The organism is Nocardia sp. NPDC004604 (assembly GCF_040609795.1).
In the GTDB taxonomy this organism is placed as follows: domain Bacteria; phylum Actinomycetota; class Actinomycetes; order Mycobacteriales; family Mycobacteriaceae; genus Nocardia.
This window is the reverse complement of the sequence record NZ_JBEXLC010000005.1, coordinates 64258-89814: the sequence shown is the minus strand read 5'-3', so window position 1 is coordinate 89814 and position 25557 is coordinate 64258. Positions and strand designations below refer to the sequence as shown.

24 protein-coding genes and 1 pseudogene are annotated in these 25557 nt (G+C 65.2%); 10 read left to right on the top strand and 15 right to left on the bottom strand.

Annotated features, from left to right (window positions below; translation table 11 throughout):
- Positions 1–356: 356 nt before the first annotated feature.
- Positions 357–3113 carry an AAA family ATPase gene (locus ABZW16_RS04365; RefSeq protein WP_354952056.1) on the bottom strand — a complete coding sequence of 919 codons (2757 nt, stop codon included), beginning with the start codon at positions 3111–3113 and terminating at the stop codon, positions 357–359.
- A 572-nt stretch (positions 3114–3685) separates the two neighbouring features.
- On the bottom strand, positions 3686–4078 hold the full coding sequence (locus ABZW16_RS04360) for a hypothetical protein (RefSeq protein ID WP_354952054.1): 393 nt from the start codon (positions 4076–4078) through the stop codon (positions 3686–3688).
- 9 nt (positions 4079–4087) lie between these two features.
- On the opposite strand from ABZW16_RS04360, the gene ABZW16_RS04355 reads away from it, so the two are divergent.
- Together ABZW16_RS04355 and ABZW16_RS04350 are read left to right on the top strand one after the other, a co-directional pair.
- Positions 4088–5248 (top strand): LuxR C-terminal-related transcriptional regulator, encoded by a 1161-nt coding sequence (locus ABZW16_RS04355; RefSeq protein ID WP_354952088.1) that lies wholly within the window; start codon positions 4088–4090, stop codon positions 5246–5248.
- Positions 5249–5747: 499 nt separating this feature from the next.
- On the top strand, positions 5748–6284 hold the full coding sequence (locus ABZW16_RS04350) for a MarR family transcriptional regulator (RefSeq protein WP_354952052.1): 537 nt from the start codon (positions 5748–5750) through the stop codon (positions 6282–6284).
- A 45-nt stretch (positions 6285–6329) separates the two neighbouring features.
- Here the strand turns inward: ABZW16_RS04350 and ABZW16_RS04345 are convergent, their stop codons facing one another.
- Complete coding sequence (locus ABZW16_RS04345; protein ID WP_354952050.1) at positions 6330–6824, bottom strand: phosphoribosyltransferase; 495 nt, start codon at positions 6822–6824, stop codon at positions 6330–6332.
- 101 nt (positions 6825–6925) lie between these two features.
- Here ABZW16_RS04345 and ABZW16_RS04340 point away from each other — a divergent pair, with 101 nt between their 5' ends.
- From ABZW16_RS04340 to ABZW16_RS04330, 3 genes are all read left to right on the top strand, one after another.
- Complete coding sequence (locus ABZW16_RS04340; RefSeq protein ID WP_354952048.1) at positions 6926–7510, top strand: NAD(P)H-binding protein; 585 nt, start codon at positions 6926–6928, stop codon at positions 7508–7510.
- Between the two features lie 120 nt (positions 7511–7630).
- Positions 7631–7996 (top strand): hypothetical protein, encoded by a 366-nt coding sequence (locus ABZW16_RS04335; RefSeq protein WP_354952046.1) that lies wholly within the window; start codon positions 7631–7633, stop codon positions 7994–7996.
- Between the two features lie 148 nt (positions 7997–8144).
- Positions 8145–8672: a hypothetical protein gene (locus ABZW16_RS04330; RefSeq protein WP_354952044.1), complete on the top strand. Its 528-nt coding sequence runs from the start codon at positions 8145–8147 to the stop codon at positions 8670–8672.
- 90 nt (positions 8673–8762) lie between these two features.
- On the opposite strand, the gene ABZW16_RS04325 is transcribed toward ABZW16_RS04330, so the two are convergent.
- The 5 genes from ABZW16_RS04325 to ABZW16_RS04305 all read right to left on the bottom strand — a co-directional run bounded on the left by ABZW16_RS04325 (position 8763) and on the right by ABZW16_RS04305 (position 13284).
- Positions 8763–10280, bottom strand: a complete 1518-nt coding sequence (locus ABZW16_RS04325; RefSeq protein ID WP_354952086.1) for a HEAT repeat domain-containing protein — start codon at positions 10278–10280, stop codon at positions 8763–8765.
- On the bottom strand, positions 10255–11646 hold the full coding sequence (locus ABZW16_RS04320) for an ABC transporter substrate-binding protein (RefSeq protein ID WP_354952042.1): 1392 nt from the start codon (positions 11644–11646) through the stop codon (positions 10255–10257). The genes ABZW16_RS04325 and ABZW16_RS04320 overlap by 26 nt, the downstream gene beginning before the upstream one ends.
- Before the next feature lie 29 nt (positions 11647–11675).
- Positions 11676–11903: a ferredoxin family protein gene (locus ABZW16_RS04315; protein ID WP_354952040.1), complete on the bottom strand. Its 228-nt coding sequence runs from the start codon at positions 11901–11903 to the stop codon at positions 11676–11678.
- Positions 11903–12688 carry a GntR family transcriptional regulator gene (locus ABZW16_RS04310; RefSeq protein ID WP_354952038.1) on the bottom strand — a complete coding sequence of 262 codons (786 nt, stop codon included), beginning with the start codon at positions 12686–12688 and terminating at the stop codon, positions 11903–11905. The genes ABZW16_RS04315 and ABZW16_RS04310 overlap by 1 nt, the downstream gene beginning before the upstream one ends.
- Before the next feature lie 158 nt (positions 12689–12846).
- The gene (locus ABZW16_RS04305) at positions 12847–13284 is read right to left on the bottom strand and encodes a hypothetical protein (protein ID WP_354952036.1); all 438 of its coding nucleotides are present in this window, start codon (positions 13282–13284) and stop codon (positions 12847–12849) included.
- A gap of 16 nt (positions 13285–13300) precedes the next feature.
- Here ABZW16_RS04305 and ABZW16_RS04300 point away from each other — a divergent pair, with 16 nt between their 5' ends.
- From ABZW16_RS04300 to ABZW16_RS04285, 4 genes are all read left to right on the top strand, one after another.
- On the top strand, positions 13301–14908 hold the full coding sequence (locus ABZW16_RS04300) for a hypothetical protein (protein ID WP_354952034.1): 1608 nt from the start codon (positions 13301–13303) through the stop codon (positions 14906–14908).
- Positions 14905–15345: a hypothetical protein gene (locus tag ABZW16_RS04295; protein ID WP_354952032.1), complete on the top strand. Its 441-nt coding sequence runs from the start codon at positions 14905–14907 to the stop codon at positions 15343–15345. The genes ABZW16_RS04300 and ABZW16_RS04295 overlap by 4 nt, the downstream gene beginning before the upstream one ends.
- A 53-nt stretch (positions 15346–15398) precedes the next feature.
- On the top strand, positions 15399–16538 hold the full coding sequence (locus ABZW16_RS04290) for a hypothetical protein (protein WP_354952030.1): 1140 nt from the start codon (positions 15399–15401) through the stop codon (positions 16536–16538).
- Between the two features lie 62 nt (positions 16539–16600).
- Positions 16601–17137: a hypothetical protein gene (locus ABZW16_RS04285; RefSeq protein WP_354952084.1), complete on the top strand. Its 537-nt coding sequence runs from the start codon at positions 16601–16603 to the stop codon at positions 17135–17137.
- A gap of 226 nt (positions 17138–17363) precedes the next feature.
- Here ABZW16_RS04285 and ABZW16_RS04280 read toward each other — a convergent pair whose 3' ends face one another.
- The 4 genes and pseudogenes from ABZW16_RS04280 to ABZW16_RS04265 all read right to left on the bottom strand — a co-directional run bounded on the left by ABZW16_RS04280 (position 17364) and on the right by ABZW16_RS04265 (position 20385).
- Complete coding sequence (locus ABZW16_RS04280) at positions 17364–18167, bottom strand: alpha/beta hydrolase (RefSeq protein WP_354952028.1); 804 nt, start codon at positions 18165–18167, stop codon at positions 17364–17366.
- Between the two features lie 139 nt (positions 18168–18306).
- Positions 18307–19134: a class I SAM-dependent methyltransferase gene (locus ABZW16_RS04275; protein WP_354952082.1), complete on the bottom strand. Its 828-nt coding sequence runs from the start codon at positions 19132–19134 to the stop codon at positions 18307–18309.
- A 511-nt stretch (positions 19135–19645) separates the two neighbouring features.
- A pseudogene (locus ABZW16_RS04270) lies at positions 19646–19956 on the bottom strand (transposase); the annotation flags it as partial.
- A gap of 108 nt (positions 19957–20064) precedes the next feature.
- Positions 20065–20385 (bottom strand): EthD family reductase, encoded by a 321-nt coding sequence (locus ABZW16_RS04265; RefSeq protein WP_354952026.1) that lies wholly within the window; start codon positions 20383–20385, stop codon positions 20065–20067.
- Positions 20386–20472: 87 nt separating this feature from the next.
- Between ABZW16_RS04265 and ABZW16_RS04260 the strand changes: the two genes are divergently transcribed.
- Entirely contained in the window at positions 20473–21492 is a 1020-nt protein-coding gene (locus ABZW16_RS04260; protein ID WP_354952024.1) for an AraC family transcriptional regulator, read from the top strand.
- A gap of 232 nt (positions 21493–21724) precedes the next feature.
- Here the strand turns inward: ABZW16_RS04260 and ABZW16_RS04255 are convergent, their stop codons facing one another.
- From ABZW16_RS04255 to ABZW16_RS04245, 3 genes are all read right to left on the bottom strand, one after another.
- Positions 21725–21865: a hypothetical protein gene (locus ABZW16_RS04255; protein WP_354952022.1), complete on the bottom strand. Its 141-nt coding sequence runs from the start codon at positions 21863–21865 to the stop codon at positions 21725–21727.
- Positions 21866–22164: 299 nt separating this feature from the next.
- Complete coding sequence (locus tag ABZW16_RS04250) at positions 22165–23013, bottom strand: tetratricopeptide repeat protein (protein ID WP_354952020.1); 849 nt, start codon at positions 23011–23013, stop codon at positions 22165–22167.
- Positions 23014–23674: 661 nt separating this feature from the next.
- Positions 23675–25471, bottom strand: a complete 1797-nt coding sequence (locus ABZW16_RS04245) for an acyl-CoA dehydrogenase (RefSeq protein ID WP_354952018.1) — start codon at positions 25469–25471, stop codon at positions 23675–23677.
- Positions 25472–25557 lie beyond the last annotated feature (86 nt).

Sequence of the window (25557 nt, the reverse complement as noted above, 5' to 3'; positions counted from 1 at the left end):
GCCACCACGAGGCGGGATCGGCTGGGAGGAACCCAGCGATATCCCTTCGAAGAGTCGAACACCACTGCCGAGCAGCATCGGCACCACGTGCGCCACCATCTCGTCCAAGAGACTCGCTTCCAGGCACCACCGGGCCAGGTTCGCCCCGAAGATGCCGACCGCACCGGTGTCTGGTGCAGCCTTGGCCGTCGCACGCCACCCGCTATGCCTGCCGACAGGAATGTGACGTGAGGGTCGTCCGGGACCTCCTCGGGCCGATGAGTCAACACGAACATGGGACGAGTCGACCATATGCGGGCATACCGAGACATCGGCCAATCCAGCCAAGGACAGTGCAAGGAGCCTTCGACTTTGCCTCAGCGCTGGCGATGGAATTCGATCGCGATCTGAACCCGGGATTTTGCCGCGAGCTTGGTCAGGATGCTGGATACATGAGATTGAACGGTTCGCCGTGACAGGACCATTTGAGTGCCGATCGCCGCATTGGAGTGGCCCTCGGCGACCAGCTTCGCGACCCGGTGCTCGGTGGGAGTCAATGCTGCCCAACCTGTTTTGGGTCGGTTGCGGGGGCCGACCTGACCGAGGCGGACTCCATGTTTGCGCAATGTTGATTCGGCGCGGGCCATGTCCCAATACGCGTCGAGCCGTTGATAGTGCGCGATGGCCGCTACCAGCGATTTTCGTGCCTCGGTTCGATCTCCATCGGCCGCCAGGCTGGCAGCGAGGGCTTCGCGAGCCAATGCTTCGTAGAGCGGTCGCCCAGCGGTGCGGAACGCGTCGGCCGCCGCGTCGAGCAAGTCGCGCCGACTATCCGCCAGACCGCGGCAGTACAACGCTGTACCGCGGCGGCTGTGCGTTGGTGTCGATGTCTCGGCCAACAGTTCGGCTTTCGCTGCGATCTCCCGGGAGAGTGCGTCGTTGTCGCACGTGAAGGCAAGACGAGCCAGATCCGGGAACAGGTAATACAACGTCGGCACGGCCATGGTCTGCGTGCATATTTCGGCGAGTACTTGCTGGGCGTGTTCCAGTTCGCCGTCGCGTTCGAGGAGGAGGGCGTGAGTCCACGCCTGCCACGGTTTTCGGTCGCGGCTGCCGAATCCCTCGGCCGACGAGCACGGACGGACCGCCGGGCTCATGCCACGTCGCACGGCGATCAAGTCGGCCAAAGCTAGCCCTGTTGGGCCGAAGTCCATGGGGTCCGGAGTGTCCGCGCACGCCTCGATTTCGGCCAGACTGTCATCCCAATTGCCGGTGAGGAAATGGATCCGTGCCCGAGCGTACAAGCTCGACGCGATGAACGTGCCCTGGTGTTGGTATCCGTGCAGCACCGCTACTGCATGAAGGTCGAGAGCTTCGGGGTAGCGGTCCAATTCGGTAAGGCTGTTGCCTTGCAGCGTATAGGGATCGAACTGATCCGATTTGTCATCGAGTGGTTGCGTCTGGTAGCCGTGCACGACGAGTTCGCCGTAGCTCAATGCTTCGTCCAGCCGACCGCTGACGTAGGCCAGGGATCCCAATGTCACCGCAGCGTGATTTCCGAAGTCGCCGTGCGTGAAAGCATCTTTCGCTGCGAGCTCGGCCGGTTCCAGCCGACCGAGCAGATAATGGCAGATGCTGGCAAGCCCGGTATAGCGGGAGAGCTCCGACTCGGTGAGTACATGCCGTTCCGTCACCTGCCGAATCGTCGATATCGTCTCCTCCAGCTTGCCTTGCCCGATACAAGCCATCGTGAGAAGCCACCAGAGGATTGCGGTGAATGACGGCAGTTGGTCCAAGGGCTCGTTCGACCGCAATAATGCGCGAATCGACGCTTCGGCTTCACTCGAGCTGCCTTTCGTCAGCAGCGCGCGAATATTGTGCTCCCACAATGCCCGATAGGCGTTGGACACACGTGAGACCCTCGGTAGGGTCCGCTCGATCAAGTCGACCGCGAGTTCCGGTGCCCGGAGGGCAAGCCCGCTCATATTGTCGAGCAGCCAAGTTTCCATTGCCGGGTTGACCATATGGTAAGCAGCTTGCACCAAGTGGCTCGCGATGCGCTCGGGGGAGGCCTCGTTCGCCGCTAGTATCAGCGCGGCCCGATCGTGCAGGTTCCGCTGGGTCGCCTGCGGCACACGCTCAGCCAGGACTTGTTGGATGAGATCGTGGCGAAAGGTGAACCGTTCTGGGGTACCGGCCAGCAATCCGGCCTCGAGCGCCAGCTTCACGACGGAGTCGATATGCCCAGCGGGAGCATCGAGCACTTCCGCGAGCTCTATCGTTGCAATATTCGGCACTAGCACAGACGCAACCGACAGCACCTGACGTGCGGACGCGGGGAGCAGCGCAAGCCTCGCCTCAATGACATCGTCAGGAGAGTTAGGTGGCTGCCTGACGGTCGGAAGCGTTGACGTAGGGATGATTCCCGCCAGTATTTCGGTCATATAGAGCGGATTTCCGCCAGCCCTCGCGACGGCCGCCAGCTCGACCGGTTCGGGTGCTCGCCCGAGCGTCTGTGCCACCATTGCCACCACCGCGGGCTCGCTCAACGGTGCCAGCTCGATGTGGTGCCCGCCGGTCGAATCCAGTTCGGCGAGGACCGTCGGCAACTGCGATCGACGAGTTGCTATCAACAGCAGAACCGGCTGCTGGACGGCATATCGGCTCAGGTGCTGCAACACCTTCATCGTGGAGCCGTCGGCCCACTGCACGTCGTCCACGATGACGGCCACTGGAGCTGTGGCGCACCAGTGGTCCATGAGGGCCAACAGCGACTCGGTGATCGCGAGTTCTCGGCCGAGCAGGCCACCTTCCGCTCTTTCGACCCCGCTGAGCAGCGTGAGTACTCTGTCAATGAGCGGTTCGTGTGGCCCGATATGCCCCTCGAAACAGGCACGCAGGCCGGCGAATGACACGTGCTTGTCGAGGCGGGTCGCCGCTCCGGCAAGCACCCGGAAACCCCGGTGTGCCGCCTCGTTGCGCAGCAAGCTCAGCAGCGCGGTCTTCCCGATGCCGGGCTCGCCAATAATCGTCGCGACGTTGCCGTTGCCCGCCTGTACCTGGGTGATCAACTCTGTCGCACAAGCGATTTCGTCCATACGGCCGTGTAACTCGCCGTTCGCGCTGCCAACCACAACCGTCAGTGTAAAGATTCGAAACTACCGATCGGGAATGCCCACGTGAGGGAGTACCGGCCCTTGACGTGCGTTGTGACTGGATACAAGACTGCCGTAGACCTGGCCTGGGAGGACTGGTTATGGAGGACTCGAGGCAGTTGGACTATCTGGATCCAGCTGTGCAGAACGTATTGTCAACGGCAGCCGCGCTCGGGCCGAATATCGAGCCCGTTGAACTCGCGATCATCCTCGACCAGCCTTTGCTCACGATATGGGCGATGCTCGACAATGCGGTGGACTGCGGTGTTCTGCAGCATATGGGTGATGAGTTGACCTTCCGGAACAATGCACTACGCACGACCTTCGCCAATCGTCTGTCCGCACCGGACCGCGCGCATATGCCCTTGCACGCAGCTCGGCGGCTCATCCCAGCCGGCGTAGCCGACCAGCGAATCGCACGCTACTTGTTGGAAGCCAGGGCATCGTTCGACCAAGACCTCCTCGAATGGATTGCCGCAGCCGCGGCCGTTCTGACCTTGCAGGACTCGCGACTCGCAGTCCGCCTGCTGGCACGAGCCTGCGCGGTGGGGCTACCAGACGACGATATCGTCGAGGTGTTGTCCGTGTGGCGGGTGCGAGCGCTGCTGCGCTGCGGTCGCGCTGCTGCGGCGGTCCCTGCTGTTCGATCGGCGCTGGAGCACGCACGCCAGTCGGATCGTCACCCTCGCGAGGTCGCCGACATGGTGTGGCTCTGCGCGTACGTGGAATACACCCAAGGTCGCTTCACCGATGCGCTGGAGACAATCAATACGGCAATCGATCGGGTCGATCGCCACGAGGCTGTGCGAGGCAGATTGTCCGGTCTGGCGGCCCTGATTCTGCTGGCCCGTCAGCGCACCACCGACGCCGAGGCAGCCGCTGCCGAGGCTATCTCGGTTGGCGAGTCGGAAAACGACACGACGGCAATAGGACTCGGTCGCCACGTGCTGGGGATGATCCGCTACCACGAGGGCCTATTGGACGAGGCCATCGAATTGGGCAACGAAGTAGCCGACGACCACCGCCATTGCGGTGTCCTGTTGCAGTGGCGCCCACTGGCATTCGACCTTTTCGCGGTTCGCGCTTTGGCTCTGATCGAGTTGGGCCGCACGACCGAGGCAGAGGACACGCTGAATCGCTCCTTCGAACTCGGTCGCGTGGAACCGGGAATCGACCCACCGCAGTCATGGCGGGCTCGTGCAAGGCTTCGATTCCTCGCTGGCAGCTGGGACGCGATAGCCGAGGGACAGACCGAATCATCTTCGCCTGTAGGAGCCGACGACCCTACGACGCGAAGCTGGTCCACACTGATCGAGATCAATCGCGGCATCATCGGCGCGGAAGTATTGGATCCGGCCGATTTCCGCGAAGCCTCGGACACCTGCGAGCAGCAATTCGTGTGGTCATGGGCTCGAGCGCTGGTAGACGAAGCAAACGGACAGTTAGCGGACGCGATCAAGCGACTGGTAGTGCTCTGTGATGACACGGCTGACGGTGCCGCGATGGCGTTGCGCTATTACGTCTATCCGGACCTCGCTCGGATGGCGTTGACTGCCGGAGATTCGAAGATATCAACAGAGGTGGCCTTGCTTGCTGAGCAATGGAAGAGTCGATATTCGACTGCCGCCCGCCGTGGCACAGCACTCCTTTGTCGCGGGCTTGCCGACAGTAAGCCGACATTGGTCGAGTCGGCCGAAGCCGAATTCCGCGCCGCGGGCCGTCCACACTACGTCGGGCAGGCGTGCGAGAACCTGGCTACGCTGCTCGGCGCATCGGGGCGCCGGGACGATGCACGTGCCGCGCTGTACCGAGCGGTAGATCAGTACTCGACCCTCGGGGCGGCAATGGGCATCACACGGGCCGATGCGCGCTTGCGCCAGTTCGGAATTCGTCGAGGCCGCAACCGTCTGAGCGGTCACACCAACACCGGGCAGCCAGCGCTGACACCTGCCGAAAAACGCGTGGCAGAATTGATTGCCCTGGGCCACAGCAACTCGGAAATCGCGGCTCGGACATACCTTTCACAACGCACAGTGGAGTCGCACGTCTCGGCCATACTGGCCAAGCGCGGCGCACAATCACGCGTGCAACTGGTGGCCGATGCCGAACAGTGACTGCAGGCAACACGCCAGCACCCCAACGGATCATCGTCGAACAAGTAGCAGCTGTCGTCGCTCGAGGATCGGTGCGGGTGGCGCCATGCGCGTGCCCGCACGGGCGCGCCGGCGTATCGGAACCGGGCAGCGAAATGGCGGGGGCGATGGAGCCCCGCCGATCCGGCCCGCCGCCGGGGCCGACCACCAGCATGTCCGAATAGATCCTCCAGCCGAGCGCGGTGTGCGGCGTCCACCCCAACCGCGACAGCACATCCTGCACCAAGACTCGACCGCTGACGTCGACCCGGTGGATCCCGCGCCGCCACTGCAGCTGCGGCACCGGGGCCATACGGACCGGACGGTCCCGGCCGCCACGATGCAGCGGCGCGGTCCGCTCAGCCGTGCTCGGTAGAACAGGTGTCAGAAGATCGGGTGTCGTCGGAACTGCTCGCTTCCCGTGTCGTTACCCCGTAACAGCACAAATCCTGGAGCGATTTCGCTGGGATACAGTGTCCTAATGCCCGAAAAAGCGCATCCCACACCAGTGGTGCGTGTCGAGGCGGCCACGACTCCCGACGGTGCCACCGCAACCGGGGGAACCGATACCGACCTGCTCTCGCTCGCATCGCAGCTGTGTTTTGCCCTGTACTCCACCTCCCGATCGATGACCGCGGCGTACCGGCCGTTCCTCGAGGCCATGGGGGTGACCTATCCGCAGTATCTGGCCCTACTGGCTTTGTGGGAACGCCCCGCGATGACCATGAAGGAACTCGGCGAACAGCTGCGCCTGGACTACGGTACGGTCTCCCCGCTCATCCAGCGGCTACAGGCGCACGGTCTGGTGGAGAGCGTGCGCAGCAGCCACGACCGCCGTGCCGTCGAACTGCGCGCCACCGACGCCGGACGTGCGCTGCGGCCCCGGGCGAAGCAGATGATCGAGGCGGTCATTGCCGAGGTCGGCTATCCGATCGCGCGCCTGGTCGAACTGCGTGACCAGGTCAACGCACTCGGCGCACGCCTCGACGCCGCCACGGCCGAGCGGTCCGACAAGTAGCTCGACCCGGGGTGCTCGTCCGGACGCTCCGAAGTGTCTGCCTGATCAGGCATCCAGAATGCGGGCCTGACGATCCACGACCGGCGGTTCGGTGGACCAGGGGAAGTTGATCCAGCGGTCGGTGCGACGCCAGACGTATTCGCAGTCGACCTCCGAATGCGGTTTCTGATAGATGACCGCGCAGCGGACCTCGGCGACGTGGTCGATGCAGAAGTCGCGCACGAGCTTCAGGGTCGCGCCGGTATCGGCCACATCGTCGGCGATCAGGACCGTCGCACCGGCCAGATCGACCGCCTGTGGGACCGGCGGCAGCATGACGGGCAGGTCGAGGCGCTGATCGATGCCGGTGTAGAACTCGACGTTCATCACGTGCAGGTTCTTCACATCCAATGCGTAGCCGAGCGCGCCCGCGACGAACAGGCCGCCGCGCGCGATCGAGAGGATCAGATCCGGTTCGAACCCGTCCTTGGCGATTTCGGTCGCGAGTTCGCGGCTCGCCGTCCCGAACAATTCCCAGCTCAGCACTTCCCGATCCGCCATGGACCCTCCATCTCCCTCGCTACCGCTGGCTCTAGAGCATACGACCAGCTATGCGGTACTCCCGCAGATGGACCGCTCGATCCGGGAATTAGGGTGGACGGGTGCGGATCTTTCTGGCCGGTGCGACCGGCGTCATCGGAACCCGATTGCTGCCCTTGCTGATCGAGGCCGGACATGAGGTGGCGGGGATGACCCGGTCGGCAGCCAAGGCCGACCAGGTGCGTGCCGCCGGTGCGGAACCGGTCGTCTGCGATGTGTACGACCTCGACGCGCTCACCGCCGCGGTCGTCGCCTGCCGTCCCGACCTGGTGATGCACCAGCTCACCGACCTTCCCGACGATGCGGCGCTGCTGCCGGAACTTGCCGGTGCGAATGCGCGCATCCGGGGCGAAGGCACCCGCAATCTGATTGCCGCCGCCCAGGCCGCGGGCGCGAAGCGTTTTCTCGCTCAGAGCATCGCGTGGGAGCCGCCCGCCGGTCGCGGCGCGGTGATCGAGGCGCACGAGGCCGCGGTGCTCGATATCGGCGGTGTGGTCGTGAAGTACGGCCAATTCTATGGTCCGGGTACGTATTACGAAGCCGAGCTGCCGACCCATCCGCGCGTGCACGTGGATGATGCTGCCGCGCGAACGGTTTCGCTGGTGGACGCGCCGAGCGGCATCGTGGTTATCGCCGATCCCGCCTGACCCGTGGCGCGACCGTGCGACGACAGGCGGTCGCGGGTCGTGGCCGTGCCGGTCGGTTTGCAATACGGTGGCACAGGGCCGATCGCCCGGATCCGCTCACACCCACCGAAGGAGACCCGCTTGCGCAACACGCTGCTCCTCACGTCCGTACTCGGTGCCGCCCTGGTGGCGATGTTGCCTGTCGGCGCGGCGGGTGCTCGGGCACCCGGCGACGGTCCGCTGAAGGTGCAGGCGACCACCGGCACCGATCAGATACCGGTCACGGGCGTCGCGGTCGGCATCACCACGTGCTCCGCCGGACCGGTGCTGGCCACCTTGACGACCGGCCGCGACGGAACGGTGACGCAGAACTTCCCGAACGGCTGTTACCAGGCGCAGGTCACCTCCGTTCCCTCCGGCTGTGAGCTGGCGAGCATTGCCTACGTTCAGGTCGACGTGGCACCCGGCGCGACACCGGTCGCAAGCTTCCAATTCCGCTGCGCATAAACCGATTTCGACTGGGAACCTTGCCTCGCGTGCAGCTTGGTCACAATTGACCGGGCCGCGGTGATCCGTGACTCCTTGGGAGAGTGCACAGCCGCCCAAGACGATCTGCAGCGTAGCCAGGCTCTGGATGTGGGTAGGCTTGCAGCTCATGAGGTTCGGTCCGGTGGGGGTGACTGCGTTGGCCGTGATCGTGTTGGCCATGTGTGTGGGCGATACGAGACCGATCTCGGCCGGAGAGGACGACGTGATGCGGCTGCCGGACGGCGAATCCTTGTTCATCAGAACCGATTTCGCTGACGATGCCGCGTGGGCCGAAACTGTGAACGCGGCGCTGCAGCCGTGGGATCTCGGTGGCGGGATACTCGCGTACGCGGGCATTACACCGGTCGACGACCGTCGCTTCGAAGCGCTCACGGTGGAGAAGTTGGAGAGCCTTCTGCCTGCGCCACCGCCCTACTATCTCTTCCTGGTCGACAAGCGAACGGTCACCGATCCCGAACATCCGATTCTCGTCGTGGATACGAGTCGGGGGAACACAGACGTGGTGGGCTTTCAGACCTTCCGCGTGGTGCCGAGCGAGATGGCGGCGGTAGAGAACAACCTGTCGCTGGCGAACATGGACTTCGAGGACTTCTCCACCAATGTCGACGCGGATGGCGTGTTCCGCGGCTTCTGATGTGGATCGCCGAATGTCGAACCGTCGAGAAGCTCCCTGGGCTGGCGGCGCAGTGCCGCACCTCCGGTAGGCGGCACACCTGGTGTGCGGCTACGACAACGGGTGCGCAGTGTCCAACGCTCGGCGCGCGTAGGCGCGCACATCGGCGTCGGTGTCATCGATCGCCAGCTTCAGTGCGTCATGTGCTGCCCCGTTCTGTGGCCAGGTGGCCAGCGACAATACCGCCGCCTTGCGCACGTCGAGGTGTGGATCGCGCAGGGCGTCCGACAGTGGGGTGACCGCGAAATCCGGGTCCGCGCCCGCGAGACCACGGGCCGCGCCGACCCGGACCTGCCATGCGGAGTGTCCGAGCGCATCGGCGAGCAGTTTCGCATCATCTGCTGTGACAACGAGATTCGCGAAGGCTGCCAGTGCGGCGGCGCGCACGAGCGGATCCGGATCCTCGGCGAGTTCGCGTGCGGTGCTCGCACCGTGACCGCCGATCGTCGACAATCCGTATGCGACGGCGATGCGGACCTCACGGTTCTCATCGGTGGCCGCCGCGGAGACGGCCTGCCGGTCATCGAGGGATACCAGCGCTCGCACCGCTTCGATGCGCACCCGGTGATCGGAATCGGTCAGTGCCGCGACGAATTGCGCGGCCGATCCGGATCGCCGGGCCCGCAGCAGATCGACGACGGTCGCGCGGACCACCGGATCGGGGGAGTCGAGTCGGTCGGCTAGGCCGTGCCAATCGGGCAGCACCTCCACGAGTTCGCGCAGACTCGCCGCGGCGGCCGCGCGGACGGATGCCGCGGTGTCATCTAGTGCACCGATGAGAATCGGAGCAAAACCCTCGGGGGTGTTCTCGGTCAGCACCGAAAGTGCCGCCACTCGAACACCCGCGTCCGGATCGGCGAGGTAGGTCGAAAGGTCTTGCACCGTAGGCGAATCCAGGGCGAGCAGGGTGACCAGCCGGGGTGACGGCGGCGTCGTCGATGTGCGCACGGTGCGTGGTGCGGCGGCCGGTGCGCGGCCACCGATGAGATCGGGTTGCCGAACCGGGACCACGGTCGAATCGGCCGAGGGCAAATCGTCGAGGCCGGGCACCGGTACCAGATACGGCGCCACCGGGCGCTTGCGGAATTCCATCGCGCCGTCGGAGCCCTTGCGCAGGTTCAGGTGATAGCGCCACTCGACGTCATCGCGTTGCGGCAGATCGGCGCGTTCGTGGTAGAGCCCCCAGCGGGATTCGGTGCGGGTCAGCGAGCTGCGTGCCGCCATTTCGGCGCAGTCGCGAATGAAGGAGACCTCGACCGCGCGCATGAGCTCATGCGGTGTGCGGGCGCCGATTTCGGCGATCTCACCGCGCATCCGCTCGAAAGTCTCGACCGCAATGGACAGCTTCGCGGCCGTTTTCGGCGGCGCCACATAGTCGTTCACGAATCGGCGCAACTTATATTCGACCTGGGGTTGCGGCGGGCCATCCGGCTGGCGCAGCGGGCGGTAGATCAGTTCGTGCGCCTCGGCCAGCTGCGATTGCGGAAGGTCGTCCGGGGCATCGACTTCGGACAAGGTGGATGCGGCATGCCCGCCCGCCAGATCACCGAAGACGAACGCCCCGATCATGTAGTTGTGCGGTACACAGGCCAGATCGCCCGCCGCGTAGAGGCCCGGCACGGTGGTTCGCGCATGTTCGTCGACCCAGACGCCGGATGCGGAATGTCCACCGCACAAACCGATTTCGGAGATGTGCATTCGCTTTGCCCTGTGCCTTGGCCGCCTGGACCGCGCGCAGCAGGCAGGTCGGATCCGCGGCGGGCTGTGGCTCGGCGCTGTCGAGCCAGAGCTCACCGGCCTGCGTGGCATTGCTCACCGGACGCGCGCAGACCGGGTCGGTACCGGTGACGCGGCTGGGGTTGACGGCGGACGCCACCGCCTGGTCGTAGTCGCCCACGCCGTTGTCGGCGAAGGCTCTGCGCAGCGGCGCGGGATCGACGAACTTATCGATATCGAGTTCGGCGAAGTCGCCGATCGACTTCAGGTACTGCACATCGCCTTTGAACGCATCGATCAAACCGGGCTTGAGCGTGGTATCGAAAGACGTTCCGCCGGGCCCGTTGTAGAGGTACACGACCTCCTGCGGCAATCCGGAACCGTCGGCGACGATCTTGGCGGCTTCGAACGGCTTGTCGTTCAGGAACTTCGTGGCATCGAGCTGGGCGGCGAGGAAGGCCTGCAGCACCTCGGGATGATCGGCGGTGTAGGAGCGCCGCGCGACTACGCCGTGGAAGGTGGGCACGCCCAATTCCGCACCGTCGTAGAGCAATTTCGCTTTGTTCTGGAAGACCAGCAGTCCGGGCCAGGCGACGAACTGCGCGAGCGCGCCGACCTGGTGCGATTCCAGTGCGGTGGCACCGACCTGCGGCTGCTGGTTGAGCACCTCGACGCCCTTGGCCGGATCGACGCCCACCCGCGAGAGTGCCTGCACCAGGGTGCCGTGTCCGGCCGAGCCGACGCTGGCCGAAATCTTCTGCCCCGCCAGTTCGCCGATTGTGTTCGCGGTCGAATCCTGGGGCACCACAACCATATTGAGCGCGCCCTTCGGGTTGTATCCGGTCACCGATACCAGCGCCGTCTCGGCCCGATCATTGGCCCGGGTGCGAGATCCGTTGATCAGTAACGGATAGTCGCCCATCGAGCCGATATCGATCTTCTCGGCGAGCATCTGCGCGGTGATCGGTGCGCCGGTGTCGTAGTCCTGCCACTCCACCTGGTACTTGGCGCCGTCGCTGTCGGTGATCTTCTGTAGCCGCTGTTCCAGATAGCCCTGCGCCTTCAGCAGGGTGCCCGCGGTGACGGTATTGATGGTCTTGGACTGGTAGCCGACGACGACCTTGACGGTTCCGGCCGGGGTGCTGTCCGAACTCTGCAGCGAGCAGCCCGCCACGGCCAGTGCGACGGCGAAGAGCAGAGGAGCGAGGCGTTTCTTCATGGGGGACTTCCGGATTCGGTGCAGATACTTCAGCGGATCAGATACGGCATATTGACGGTGACGGCACCGGTGGGACATCTGGCCGCACACGGGCCGCAGTACCAGCACTCGTCCACGTGCATGAAGGCCTTGCCGTTGTCCGGGTTGATGGCAAGCGAGTCGAGCGGGCAGATCTCCACACACAGCGTGCAGCCCTGAATGCACCGGGATTCGTCGATGGTCACCGGGATATCGGTACGTTGGTTCGCCAGTGCCATCAGATGACCTTCCATTCGGATGTGCTGCGGATCAGACTGCCGCGCATGGTGATTCGGTCTCCGCGCATGCGGATGTACTCCAGATCAACCGGTCTGCCGTCATCGAGACGGGTCAGCCGCTCGAGCATCAGCAGCGCGGCGCCCTCGGGCGCCTCCAGGGTGGCGGCGGTGTGCGCATCCGCGGTAATCGCTTCCAGCGCGAGATCGGCCGAGCCGAGTGGTCCGCCGCTGATCTGTTCGATGAGCACGAAGATGTCATTGGTCTCGAGATCGTGACCGAGGACCTCGGTGCCGATATCGGGTGCGAGATAGGTGAGATCCAGGCTCAGCGGCAGATCCGCGAGATAACGCAGTCGCTCGATATAGACCACGCGCTCACCGGGATTCAGCCCCAGCTTGCGCGCGACCGCGGGCGGCGCGGTGATGTGCACGGCCGCACGCACCTCGTTTCGTACCGTGCCGTGGCCCTTCAGCGTTTCCTGTAGCCCGAGCAGCGCGTCGAGCCCGTGGTCGTATTTGCGCCGGGCGACCCGGGTGCCCACCTTCGGCACCCGATCGATCAACCCTTCGTCCTTGAGCAGTGCGAGCGCGTCCCGCACGGTATTGCGGGACGCGTCGTATTCCGCGGCGAGCTGCTGTTCACTCGGCAGTGTCTCGTCGAAGGCCCCCGCATGGATCTGATGACGCAGCACGTCGGCTATCCGGCGCGCCTGGTCGGCCCGCAACCGTCGCACGGGCGTCGCCTCGGCTCCCACCTCCGCCACCTTTCTCTCGCTGACCTGCATGGACAGCGACGATAGTTGGCGCGCCAGCCCGCCAGATCCGCCCAGCGGGCCGGCCAAATCAGGGGATGTTATTCCGCCGCCCACCAGTCGCCCTGACCTGGGCGGATGCGTGCCGGAATGGCGATTGCGCCACCCCGTTCACGGTCGGTGAGTTTTGATCACACAGATTCGAATGACGCATCGAGCGCGGTACGGAACAACGTCTCGGCCTCGACGATCGCCTCCGCGAGGGCGGCGGGCTCCGGGCGCAGTCCGGCTACGGTGGTGTCGATGCCACGCCGCTCCGCCCGCTGCAGCAGGCGCTTCTCGTTGGTGGTCCATTCGCCGCGCGCGGCCAGCACCTCGTGCGCCGTCTGCATTGCCGCGGTGGCCAGGGCACCCGCGACCTCGGTGAGGTGGCCGCGCGGGACATGGGCACCCCGGGCGCACAGCGCGGCCACGCATCGCCCTGCTGGTCTTGTTGAATCAGCGGGTGGCGGGCCAGCGGTTCCGGCGCGGATGAGTTCAGGGATTATCCGGATGGTCGGCCAGGGTGGCATCACTCCGGCGGGGGAGACGAAATCCCCACCCGGGGTGATGTTCTCGTGGGTGCGCATCCCTACCATGGCGGGCGTGGCTGTTGTTGCCGGTGTTGTTCGCGGTCGCGCTCTGCTTGTCGCAGGGGTGTGCGCGTTGTTGGTGTCAGTTGGGGTGGGTTCGGCGTTCGCGGATGCGCCCGCCTCGGGTGCGGATGTTTCGGTTGCACAGTCGCTCGGTGATCGGGAGCTCACGGTCGTATTGCGCCGGGTGACCAGTGTGCCGGGGCCATTGCGCGTCGATGTGGTCACCCATGCCGGTACCACCGCCGGGCGGCTCACCCTCGCAGTGACGCCGACCGGCGCCACCACACGATCGACACTGCCCGCGCCCGGCGCGCCCACCGCCGAGGCGGTTGTGGATCTCGGCGACACACCCGGAATGTATTCGGCGACTGTGCCCATGGATCGGGCCGGGCCATGGGAATTGGCCATCGGCGACGGTGCGCGGGTGGCACGGATTCCCTTCGTCGTGCCCGCGCAGGTGACCTCGCCACCCGAACGGTTGGTCTATGGCGGATTTCTGGTGGCGGGTGTGCTGCTGCCGGTCGCAGCGGTGCTCGCGATACGCGCTCGGCGCAGCGGGTGGGCGCTGCTACCCGCCGCCGGGATGGTGGCCGGGATCGCGGTATCGGTGACCGCCGCGGTGCTGTCCTCATCGCTGCCGCTGCCTCCGCAACCCGGTGGACAGCTCGAGCCCACGGTGGACAATGTCACCGATCCCTATGCCCTGAATCAGCCGTTGCTATCGGACTTCTCGCGGCCGCCGGTCCTGCTGACCATTGCGGGTGGGCCGGTGAATGCCGGACGCCCAGGCGATCTCGACCTGGTTCTGATCGATGCCGCCACCGGAGCACCGGTCGATGATCTGCTCGTCCATGACAGTGCGCTGATGCATCTGCTCGTCGTCGGACCGTCCGGCGGTCTGTCGCATCTGCATCCGATTCGGATCGGGCCCGGTCGCTACCAGGTTCATCTGCGGTCGCCGGAGGCCGGGCGATATGCGGTGTCGGCGGAGTTGGCGCGGCGCGGCGGTGGCGTTCAGATGGTCCGTGCGGCAAGCGGTTTCACTGTTCTTCCGGGTACTGGGGCACCGCAATCCGTCAGTGCCCCGGTGCATCTCGGTAGTAGTGACAAGAACACCGCGACCATTATCGACGGAAATCCGGTCAAGATCAGGACGACCACGCCGGTGGCCGGAGCACCGATCACCATTACCGCCGAGTTCGGCGACAGTGCCGACCTGCAGCCGTGGCTCGGCATGGTCGGGCACATGATCATGGCGGGTCCACTGCCATCCGATACGGATATCGCTGCGGCCGTGCAGAACTCGCCCATCTGGGGGCACGCTCACTCGATGGGCGCGACATCGATGGAGAGCATGCCCGGCATGAATATGTCGGGTATGGATATGCCGGGCATGAATATGACCGAGCCCGCCGCGAGCCGGGGAACCATGCTCATGCCACCCGTCAACGGCGATAGCACGCCCGACGAGACGGTCGCCGCATACGGGCCCGACGTTCCCTTCACCTACACCTTCCCGCTCGCGGGCCGGTATCGACTCTGGATCCAGGTCGAACGGCGCTACACAGTGCTCACCGTTCCGATCGTCCTCGATGTCGCGACGGGAGCACAGCCATGAGCGGGTCCGAATCCGCGGTCCGGACAACCGATCGCCGTCTGCTGCTGGCCGGGGGAGCGGCGGTCGTTATCGTGCTCGCCGCCGTCATCTGGCTGGTCTGGCCCAGTCCCGCTGGCCCGCTCGTACTGAAATCCGGTACCCCGCGCCATCTCGTCACGGTCGCCATCGACAACCTGCGAATCGGCAGCACCGATATCGACATCACTGTCACCGACCGTGCCGGTGCCTCGAAAGACCATGTCGCAGTGCGAATTCAGGCGAACCAGCCGCTGATGGGACATGCGGGACAACCCATTGCGGCGGTGCCCGCCGGGGCCGGTCGTTTCCACGCCGCGGCGGTGCCGCTGATGATGACCGGCCCATGGGAGCTTCGCCTATCGATCGATGAACACGGCAGCGTCGACGAACTCGCGGTACCGCTGTGGGTCGGTGGCTGAAAGCACTTGCAGATCAAGACAACCGTCGGAGCACGAGAGAGATGAGGACCGCCATGAGCACGTCAGCACCACCCGATGCGACCGCGGCCGAGGCCGGACCGGCAGCAGATATCACCGCCTCCGATAACGGCAGCGCGGCCCGCATCGGCGCCTGGGGCGTATTACTCGGCACCGCGGTCACTTTGGTCGGTCTCAGCTGGGATATCCAGTGGCACAACGAAGTCGGCCCCGACACCTTCTTCACCCTGCCGCATCTGTTCCTGTACTCCGGCAGTGCCATATCCGGATTCGCCAGCCTCGCCATGGTGGTCATCGCCACCGCCGCCCAACGTGCCGGTCGGCCCGTACCCCGGCTCGGCGGCACCCCCATTCGGGTCTTCGGCAGTAATCTCACCGCACCGCTCGGCTATATGATCGCCGGTGCTGGCGCCGCATTGTTCCTGCTCTACGGCCTGCTCGATCTGGAATGGCATTCGATCTACGGCTTCGACGCGGTACTCAACACCCCGTCGCACGTCGCGCTGTTCCTATCGATCTCGCTGACGATGATCGGCAGCATCATCGTCTTCGCGGCCCATCGTGACCACCGGTGGGGACAGCTCGGCATCGTCGTCGCGATTCCCATCCTGATCACCTTTGCGCCGATTCCCACCAACGCATTGAACAATCTGCACCTGCCCGCCGATCCGACGATCCTCGGCATCGTGCTGTTCGGACCGATGCTGCTCATCCTCGGCGCGGCGCTGCTGGCGCGCACGGGCGCCGCCATCGCGATCGCCGCCGCGCTCGGCGCCATGCAGGCGTTGCTGTGGTGGTTCTCGCCCTGGGCTGCGCAAACCTATGCCTCGGCCATTGGTCTACCGCTGCGGGACGGTCTCACGGGACGACCGCCGGAGCTGCCGGTCATGATGCCGATGTTCCTGATCGTCGCGGCCGTCGCCGTCGAGGCGCTGTTCTGGCTGGCCCGCAACCGTGGTTTCGACGCCAGGAAGATCGTATTGGTGGCCGGTGCGGTGACCGGCGTGGTCATCGGTGTGACATTTCCGCTCCAGCTGGCTTTCACCCATGCCAGCTCGCGTATAGCCGTCGGCGACGTCGTGACGATCACCCTCCTCGGCATTCCGCTCGGGCTGCTCGCCGGATTCCTGGGCGGACGGTTCACCACCATGCTGCCCGCGGTGCGGGAGGCGTGATGAGCATTGCATCGCATAGCGATTCGATGAGGGGCGGTGGCCGGGTGGCGGGTGGGCCCGTATTGCGCAGACTCGTCGTCACCGTGCTGACCATGATCACCCTGTCCCTGATCGCGGTCGCCCCTGCGTCCGCCTACGCGCCGGTCGATATCGTGCACACCGAGCGTGTCCAGGTCGGGCCGTACGGTGTGACCGTAGGGTTCTCGACCTGGCCGATTCGCGCGATGAAATCGCTGGACTTCACCTTCATGCCCGACGGCGGCATCGCCTATAAGTCCGGAACGCTGCGGTTGACCGGCCCCGCCGTCAGACCGGGCCGCCGCGCCACGCCGCTGGTCCGCCATCCCCGCAAACGCGATTCCTGGGGCCTGGACGTGAAGGCCTTCGATGCCCCGGGCACCTACACCTTCACCTTCGCGATCGACGGTCCGCTCGGCCACGGCGAAGGCACCCTCGACAATGTGACGGTCCTCGACCAACCCGGACCGCCCCTGCCGCTGAGCTGGACGATCGGCACGCTGCCCCTGCTCGGTCTGCTCGTATTCCTAGCGGTGGCCTGGCGTCGCACCCGCCCCGGTGGTCGACCGCTGGTGGTCTGAGCGCGCGAACGCACCGCGATCCGGTTCGGGTCGCGGTGCGTGGGCAGGTCAGAACCAGGGCGTCGCGCATATGCGGAGTCGGCTCGAATGGATTGCTGGGCAAGCGCTTTCCGGATTCGGCCGTTGCTGGGTAGATGCGTGAGACGCTGAACGCGTGCATACACGCGGCAGCGTCGTGACGATCTCACGGAGGGTTCATGCGGTTCGGAGCCGTGCTCGCTTCACCTCACCTCGAGCCCAGGAATTCCGCGATCCGGGCGGTGAGGGCGTCGGGTGCCTCGCCGTTGATCGCATGTGAACGGCCGGGCCAGATCTCGACTTGTGCGGTCGGGATCATGCGTGCGCGCTTGGCAGCTCGGTCGGGGTTGTGCACGATACTGGCGCCTGCGATGATCGCCAGCACCGGAGTCGTGATCGCCATCAAGTCGTCGGCCGAGGCCAGCGTAGGACGCGGCTGATGTTGCTGGAAATCGCGCATGCCAGAAGCGATCAGGCGCGCTTCGGGGATGTCGTCGTCGACTGCCACTCCACCGGAAATCCAGCTCAGCAGCCGGTGCCGGATCGGCTGCGGCATCCCCGGCAGCACACTACCGAGAGACACCGCGACCATCTTCCACGTCACCGGAGCGAAGGTCATGGCCGGATCCAGTAGAACCGTCGAGGCCAGCCGCTCGCGCCGATGGATGGCGCACTGTGCGGCAAGCCATCCGCCGATACTGACGCCGAGCAAATGCACCCGCTCGACGCCGAGCTGGGCGATCGCCTCGTCCACCCACGCCGCCTGGTCGCACGGACTGCTCATCGCCTTCGTCTGCGCCGAGGCACCGGGCTCGCCGATACTGTCGATCGACCACACGGTGCCGATCTCACGCAGGGACTCGACATTGGCTCGCCACATCGGCGTGGATGCCTGTCGGCCCGACAACAACAGGATGGGCTCCGGGGCGGGCGGCCCGAACCGGTACGCCGTCGTGTAACCGAATGAGGTGGCAATAGTTCGAATTTCCTCAGCCTGCGGGAGCAAGCGCATACCGGCGCGATAGGCCGAGGTGAACCGAGCCCTCCCTGCATCGCTACGGAAACAACCAATCCCATCCGGCTGCGGAGCAACTGGTGCACATTCGGGCAAAGTCCCGGGATACGAGCCGGGGAGGCCGGCACCGGTGGATTCAGAATGCATAGCGGTGGTACTGAGCCATCATCCGCACCGCGGGAGCCAGCGACATCAGTTTTCCGATCAACCGGTAGCCGCCGGAAACACCGCGGCGGAACGACTCGGAATCGAAGACCGAGATCGCGGCGAGCGGACGTAGGCCAGGAACCTTGGAGACTATGTCGTCGGGGCCGTTGATCGCCCAGTGCAGTGTTGAACCGGAACGCCGGACGATGGTGTTGATCTTCTGGGACCGGATCCCCAGGGAGTTGAACGCATCGAATTGAAGTTCGCCGCAAGGGAATTTCTCAACCACTTCGCGGAAGAGGCCGATGCCCTCGGCTTCGGTCAGGTACATGGTGAGGCCCTCGGCGATCAACAGCACCGGTTGGTCCCCGGCGATGGCCTGCAGCCAATCCGAACTCGTCACAGAGGCCGGTATCCGGTGGTAATGCTCGCGGGAGGGATACAGCTTCTCGCGAAGATCGATCACCTCCGGGTAGTCGACGTCGTACCACTCGACCCCTGGCCCGGGGGCCAGCCGGAATACGCGGCTGTCCAGTCCGCAACCGAGGTGCAGCACGGTGGCTCGCTGATGCCGGGCGAGGAATTCCCGCGCCCAGGCGTCGAAATGCACCGTGCGCGTGGTCACGCCGAATTGGTTGCGGGCCGTGATGCTAGTGCGGTGCCAGTCGTAGTCGATACGGCTGACCGCATCCCTGGCCCAGGTGTCGCGCAGCAATGAATTCTCGGCATCGGCGTCCAGCGCCTTGGCATACAACGTCGCGAGCATCGTCTGAGGCGCCCCGCTCATGTCGACACGGATCTTCTTGCCAGCGGGCAGACTGCCATCCATTGAACACATGATCAACATATTAAACACTCGTTCAGCATCTTGGACAGACTCGGCGTCCACATCATTCGACGTCGCTGAACAAGCCGTCCGAACGTACTGCTCCGCGGAGCCCGGGGCCGCAGTCCCTCCGCATCGGTCGTGACGCGAACAGTGTTGCCGACCAAGCGCATCGCGGCCGGGGGTAGGTGCAACCGTGTTCCCCGGGCGTGACGGGTGATGCGGCCGGGCAGTGAGAACAGGTGCAGCCGTGAGGTTTTCGGCTCCCATGACGGGCGTTGTCGATTTCGGCGACCCACGCGCGTTTTCGGACCTGGGCGTCGGCGTCGTAGGCCGGGGTCCGCACCTTGTTCGGGACCAGGTTCACCGAGTCGACGAGAGCTTCGGTGAGGGTGAACCCGAGCGAATATTGCACCCAGCGGGTATGGCACTGGTTGACGAATTACCGGGTCGCAACAGGATCACTGCGGGTTCGCCGGGACCACAATACTTTCGGTGCATCCGCCGCCAACGCGGCCACCAGCCGGGACAGGTCGGGTCCGATGTGACCGGCCCGAACATGCCCGGCTGGGTGCGCAACAGCGCCACATCCGCGGCGCAGTCACCTCCGACCGCGATCGCCAGATCCAGCACCATCTTGCCTGGATTGTGGGCGGCGAGGGGTTTGTGCCACGGTGCCAACGCTTTCGACAGACCAGTGACCAGGCCGATCTTCTCCGCGGTGCGCACCAGCAACAGCGAACCCGCCTGCGACACCGAACCCGACGCGTTTCCGTCCGCGGCCAGCCGCAAATACCACTTAGGCTCCCTCACGCAAAAGCGATCTGCTCATTCAACGCTGGGAGTGTCGAATTGTTGCAGGTAGAAGCAACTTTCGCGCATCCCAGGTGGCGACGCCTCAATTGCCGTGAACGGCGCAGGCTAGGCGTCCTCGAGGACTTCTGCGAATGCGATCACTACGCCTCCGGTGGCGTGCTCGCGGGTAGCGGCGACAAGGGGACCCGCCTCTGCGGCGGCGGCGCTGGCCGCCGCGTAGTCGGCGAAGTGCAGGTCCAGCAGTCGGTAGGCCGGGGTCGGGCTGCCGTCTTCCTTGGGCCAGACCTTCGACGTCTGCAGCCGAGTCAGGCCGGGGAGCTTGCGCGCCAGCGTCAGCTGCTCGGGGTAAGCCGCCTCGAAGGCGTCCGGGTCGGTGGGGTTGGAGTAGATAAAGCTGATCTTGGTGGTCTTGCCATGCTCGGTCATAGATGACCTCTCCGTTAGTCTCCGTTGATACCAGCGAGCGCTCCCGCTCACGGTTGTCGACACTAGCTGGAGGAATGGTTAGCGACCATGACCCAACCGCCGGTAAAACTTGCCGATCGTCCAGCGGCACAAGCCAATTCGCTCGGATCGCCGCAGAAGTTCGCCGGTTCGGCAGCGCTCGAGGACGCCGCGATCAGCCTCTCCGCAGAGAGTCAGTCGGACGACTTGCTCTCGGAGTTGCTCCGGAGTGTGCGTCTGAGCGGAGAACGGATCGTTGCGTACGGTCCGCCGCGGACTTTCTCGATGGGCTTCGCCGATGTCGGCAGCCTGCACATCATCGAAGAGGGCGAACTCGAGCTTCGGATCGACGGAGACGCACACGTCGAGCACATAGGCCGCGGCGATGTCGTCCTGCTCCCGCGCGGCGACCCCCACCACCTCAGCAACGCAGGCAAGCGCACGCAAGCGATCGTGCGGGCAAGCGCAGCAGAGAACGACGCACCCGAGCCGGCGCGCTGGCTCTGCGGAACCTTCACGATCGGCGACCCGCAGGCGAGCCACCTGCTCGGGAGCCTGCCGGCCGTGATCATCCTGGGCGGCGACCGCGCCCCAGCGCCCGAAGGGCTCGAAGTCGCCCGCAGGATGCTCGTAATCGAGATGCAATCGCCCTCTCAAGGATCAGCGGTCATGATCGCCCGCATCCTCGATCTGATCTTCATCCAGATTCTGCGCGCCTGGGCCGCCGGCAAGGACGTCGAACCGAACTGGCTGGCCGGTGCATTCGACCCGCAGATCGGTCTGACCTTGAGCGCTATCCATCGAGACCCCGGCCACGATTGGACAGTCGAGGAGCTGGCCCAAACGTGCAACCTTTCCCGGTCGGCGTTCGCCGCGCGGTTCGCCGCTCGCGTTGGGAAGCCGCCGGCCACCTATCTCGCGCAGGTACGCCTGGATGCCGCCACCGGCCTGCTCCGCGACACCTCCCTTTCGGTCGCGCTCATCGCGGAGCGAGTCGGCTACACGTCGGAGGCGGCATTCAGCCGCGCGTTCAAGAACCGCTACGGCACGCCACCGGCTCGCTGGCGACGAGACATACCAGGTCGCTGACGACCCGCGACATCGTCGGGTCCGAGGCACCGACCGTGAATGGCCGTGGCTGGGCTCGGCACTCGACGAGCCCGGACTGCCCCTGCCGCTGAGCTGGACGATCGGCACCCCGCCCTTACTCGGTCTGCTCGTGTTCCTGGCCGTGGCTTGGCGTCGCACCCGCCCCGGTGGTCGACCACTGGTGGTCTGAGCGCGCGAACGCACCGCGACTCGGTCTCGGTGCGTGGGCAGGTCAGAACCGGGCGTCGCGCATATCCAGGGCAGCGATGGGTGCCAACTCGGTGATGACTCGTTCATCCCGCAACAGGTGCGGGCCGGTCACATTGAGCGAGAGGACACCAATTGCTCTGGGAGCCGACGTATTTGCGTTCATGACCGCTGGGCCTCAACCGGCCGGCACTGAGCCGAGCAAGCACGTATCGCCTCGACCGTCGCAAGGCCGGAGGGACGGAACGTCCAGCGGGGCGGTTCGATCCAATGTCGGAACTGCGCGCCTTGGTCGGCGGGCGACGGTAACGCGACAGGGCCACGTGTCCGAACCACTGAGACATCGAGGCGATACGGCCAGCTCGCGCACACCACCGTGACGGGCGCTCAACGCGGCCGGGGCGTTGCGCGATGTTGACGATGTGCCGGTAGACGACATGGTCATGGCTATTGCTGGAGCCCGCGTTAGGTGTTCTGGAAGCGGCGAGCTTCGGCGATGAGTTCGGCGGGCAGAGCGGGACCAGCACAGGCATGATCAATGAGCAGGCTCCGGTACGGGTCGTTCGGAAGGTGCGGCGCCAATCCTATGAGATCGCGCAGGTCGTCGGGCGAGCCCGTGATCCGGGCACGGTAGGCAGCCCCTGCAGCACGAAGCGTTACTTCGGTCGGCTCGTGCTCCAGCCCCTGACCGATGAGCTGGACCGCGGTGGAGAAGTCGCCCTGTTCGGCACGTAGGTCGGCGAGGTCGAGATACAGCGACCAGTTCGTTGGGTCCAGGGCAAGAGCGCGCTCGAACGCCGCCGCGGTCTGACCAGGATCCCCCGACTTGCGCCAGGTCCCCGCCCGCACGACTTCCGTCAACATGATCCGCTCAATGGAATCCGCCCGGTCGCACAGGCCGAACGACGCATCGGTGAGACCGCAGGCCCGCAGGAAGATCGCCATCTTGGCCATCGCCTCAGGCACCGGCTCGCGGGTACAGACCACGTCGATCGCATCGAACCAGGGACGGAGCCCCTCCCGCGTGCTGAGGGTGTCCAGAGCATGGCCGTACTCCATCGTCCGCATGGCGGCCTCGGCCAGCGCGTTGGCAGTCACTCTCTCCAGGAACTGTGCATCGCTGAACCAAGGGGCGTTGGCCCAGGCAATCGTGGGCCGCGCGCCCGTGATCGAACCGATCGCCATCACCGCGCCGTCCATGTCGTTCTCGAGGAAGCTGACGTACGACTGCGCCAGCACCGTCCTCAGGGAGCTAGCGCCTTGAAAGACCTCGGCCAGGGCCGCCCGCTGTTCCTCCCACAGTTCAGCGAGCACCGCGTAAGGTTCCAGGTCCTCGGGCGCGGCGGCGATAGCGCCAGCTATGTAGTGCACGGCTGCCGTGGGGCTGCCCCCACAATGTGCCATCACCCGTGCAAGACCGACTCCGGCAGCCGCCGCTCGATTCGACATGATCCGAAAATAGGCCCAGCAGACTGGTGAAGTCGCGTAGTGTCTCCAATTGTGGTGGATTGCCGGGGCTTTGGGCAGCAGCGGTTCAACCAGCTCCCCATAACTCGTCGGGCACCGGCCGTTTCGACAGCTCGTCGATCACTGCCGAATATTATGGCGCGCAACGGGTTACGACATGCCGAAACCGCATGAGACACCATTTACATGTTGCTCAGAACCTGTGGTGTGTTCAAGCCTGGTGTTCGAGGATGTAGACGGCGGCGGCCCTAGCCGTTTTGAGGTTCTTGGTGTCCTCGTCCGGGGTCTTCACGCCGGAACGTTCCTCGACTGCACTACCCCTGGGATGGGGAATTTACCGCCTCGACCAACCCGGTCCGCCCCTGCTGAGCTGGACGATCGGCACCCTGCCGCTGCTCGGTCTGCTCGCATTCCTGGCGGTGGCCTGGTGTCGCACCCGCCCCGTCCACTGGTGGTCTGAGCGTGCGAACGCACCGCGATCCGGTTCGGGTCGCGGTGCGTGGGCAGGTCAGAACCAGGCGTCGCGCATATCCAGGGTGGTTCGGTCCATCAGCTCCAGCAGATCCAATTGTGGTGTGGTCTTGGGCAATTCGTAGCGGAAGAAGTAGCGGGCGGCGGCGCGCTTGCCGTCGTAGAAGTCGCCCTGTTTGCCGTGTGCGGCCAGTGCCTGCTCGAGCCAGATCCAGGCGAGGACCACGTGGCCGAAGGCCTCGAGGTAGATGGTGGAATTCGCCATTGCGGCGGCGATATCGCCGGAGGCGAACATCCAGCCGGTGACGGTGAGCAGGCGCTGCCAGACCGCGTCGAGTTGACCGCCGAATTCGGTCCATTCGCCGCCCGCTTCGGTGGCGGCGAGTACGGTCCGCTCGATCTGTGCGGCCAGTAGCCGCAGGCTGGCTCCGTCGTGCTGGATCACCTTGCGGCCCAACAGGTCCAGGCCCTGGATGCCGTGGGTGCCTTCGTGGATGGGGTTGAGGCGGTTGTCGCGGTAGTGCTGTTCGACATCGTATTCGCGGGTGTAGCCGTAGCCGCCGTGCACCTGGATGGCGAGGCTGTTGGCCTCCAGACACCATTGCGACGGCCAGCTCTTGGCCACGTTGGTGAGGATTTCCAGCAGCAGGGTGTGCTCGCGTTTCGCGGCCGGATCGGCGGTGGTGCGTTCCAGATCGACGAGCCGGTTGCAGTAGAGCAGCAGACCGAGCGCGCCCTCGACATAGGACTTCTGTGCCAGCAGCATGCGCCGCACGTCCGGGTGCTCGATGATCGGCGCCTGCGGTGCGGCCGGGTCCTTGGCAGTGACCGCGCGACCCTGGCGGCGTTCGCGCGCGTAGTCCAGCGATTTCAGATATCCGGTGTAGCCCAGGGCCGTCGCGCCGAGCCCGACACCGAGCCGCGCCTCGTTCATCATGTGGAACATGTAGGACAGGCCGCGATGCGGTTCACCGACCAGATAGCCCACCGCTCCGGCGGCACCGTCGGGAGTGTGCTTGCCCTCACCGAAGTTCAGCACCGTATTGGTGGTGCCGCGATAACCCATCTTGTGATTCAGTCCGGCCAGCACTACATCGTTGCGCGCGCCGAGCGAACCGTCCTCGGCCACCAGGAATTTCGGCACGATGAACAGGGAGATGCCCTTGGTTCCGTCCGGTCCGCCGGGAATCTTGGCCAGTACCAGGTGCACGATATTGTCGGTCAGCTCGTGATCGCCGCCGGAGATCCACATTTTCGAGCCGAACAGCCGGTAGGTGCCGTCGGCCTGCGGTTCGGCGCGGGTGACGATATCGGCCAGCGAGGAACCGGCCTGCGGTTCGGACAGGCACATCGTCCCGGTGAATCTGCCCTCCACCATGGGTTTGACGAAGCGCTCGATCTGCTCCGGAGTGCCGTGTGCGGCAAGGAGATTGGCATTGCCGACGGTCAGGAAGAGATACCCCGTGGTGCCGACATTGGCCGCCTGGAACCAGCAGAACCCGGCCGCCTCCAGTGTGGCGGGCAACTGCAGCCCGCCGATCTCCTCATCCATGGCGGCACCGATGAGATTCGCCTTGCCGAACGCCTCGACCGCGGCCTTGACCTCCGGAATGATGGTGACCCGCTCACCGTCGAAGGTCGGCTCGTTGCTGTCATTGCGCTTGTTATGCGGCGCGAACTGCTGGGTGGCGAGATCCTCGCAGAGGTCGAGGAAACCGTCGAAGGTCTCTCTGGAGTGTTCGCGGAACCGCGGCAGCGCCGTCAACTCCTCGACCCGCAGCCATTCGTAGAGCAGGAAATCGAGGTCCCTACGGGAGATCAATGTCGAGCGCACGGGCACTTCCTCTCGCGGTGGCGGAGCACTGGCCCAGACGGGCGTGCGCCTCGTCCGGATCAATTTGGTACGTTACTACGCATGTG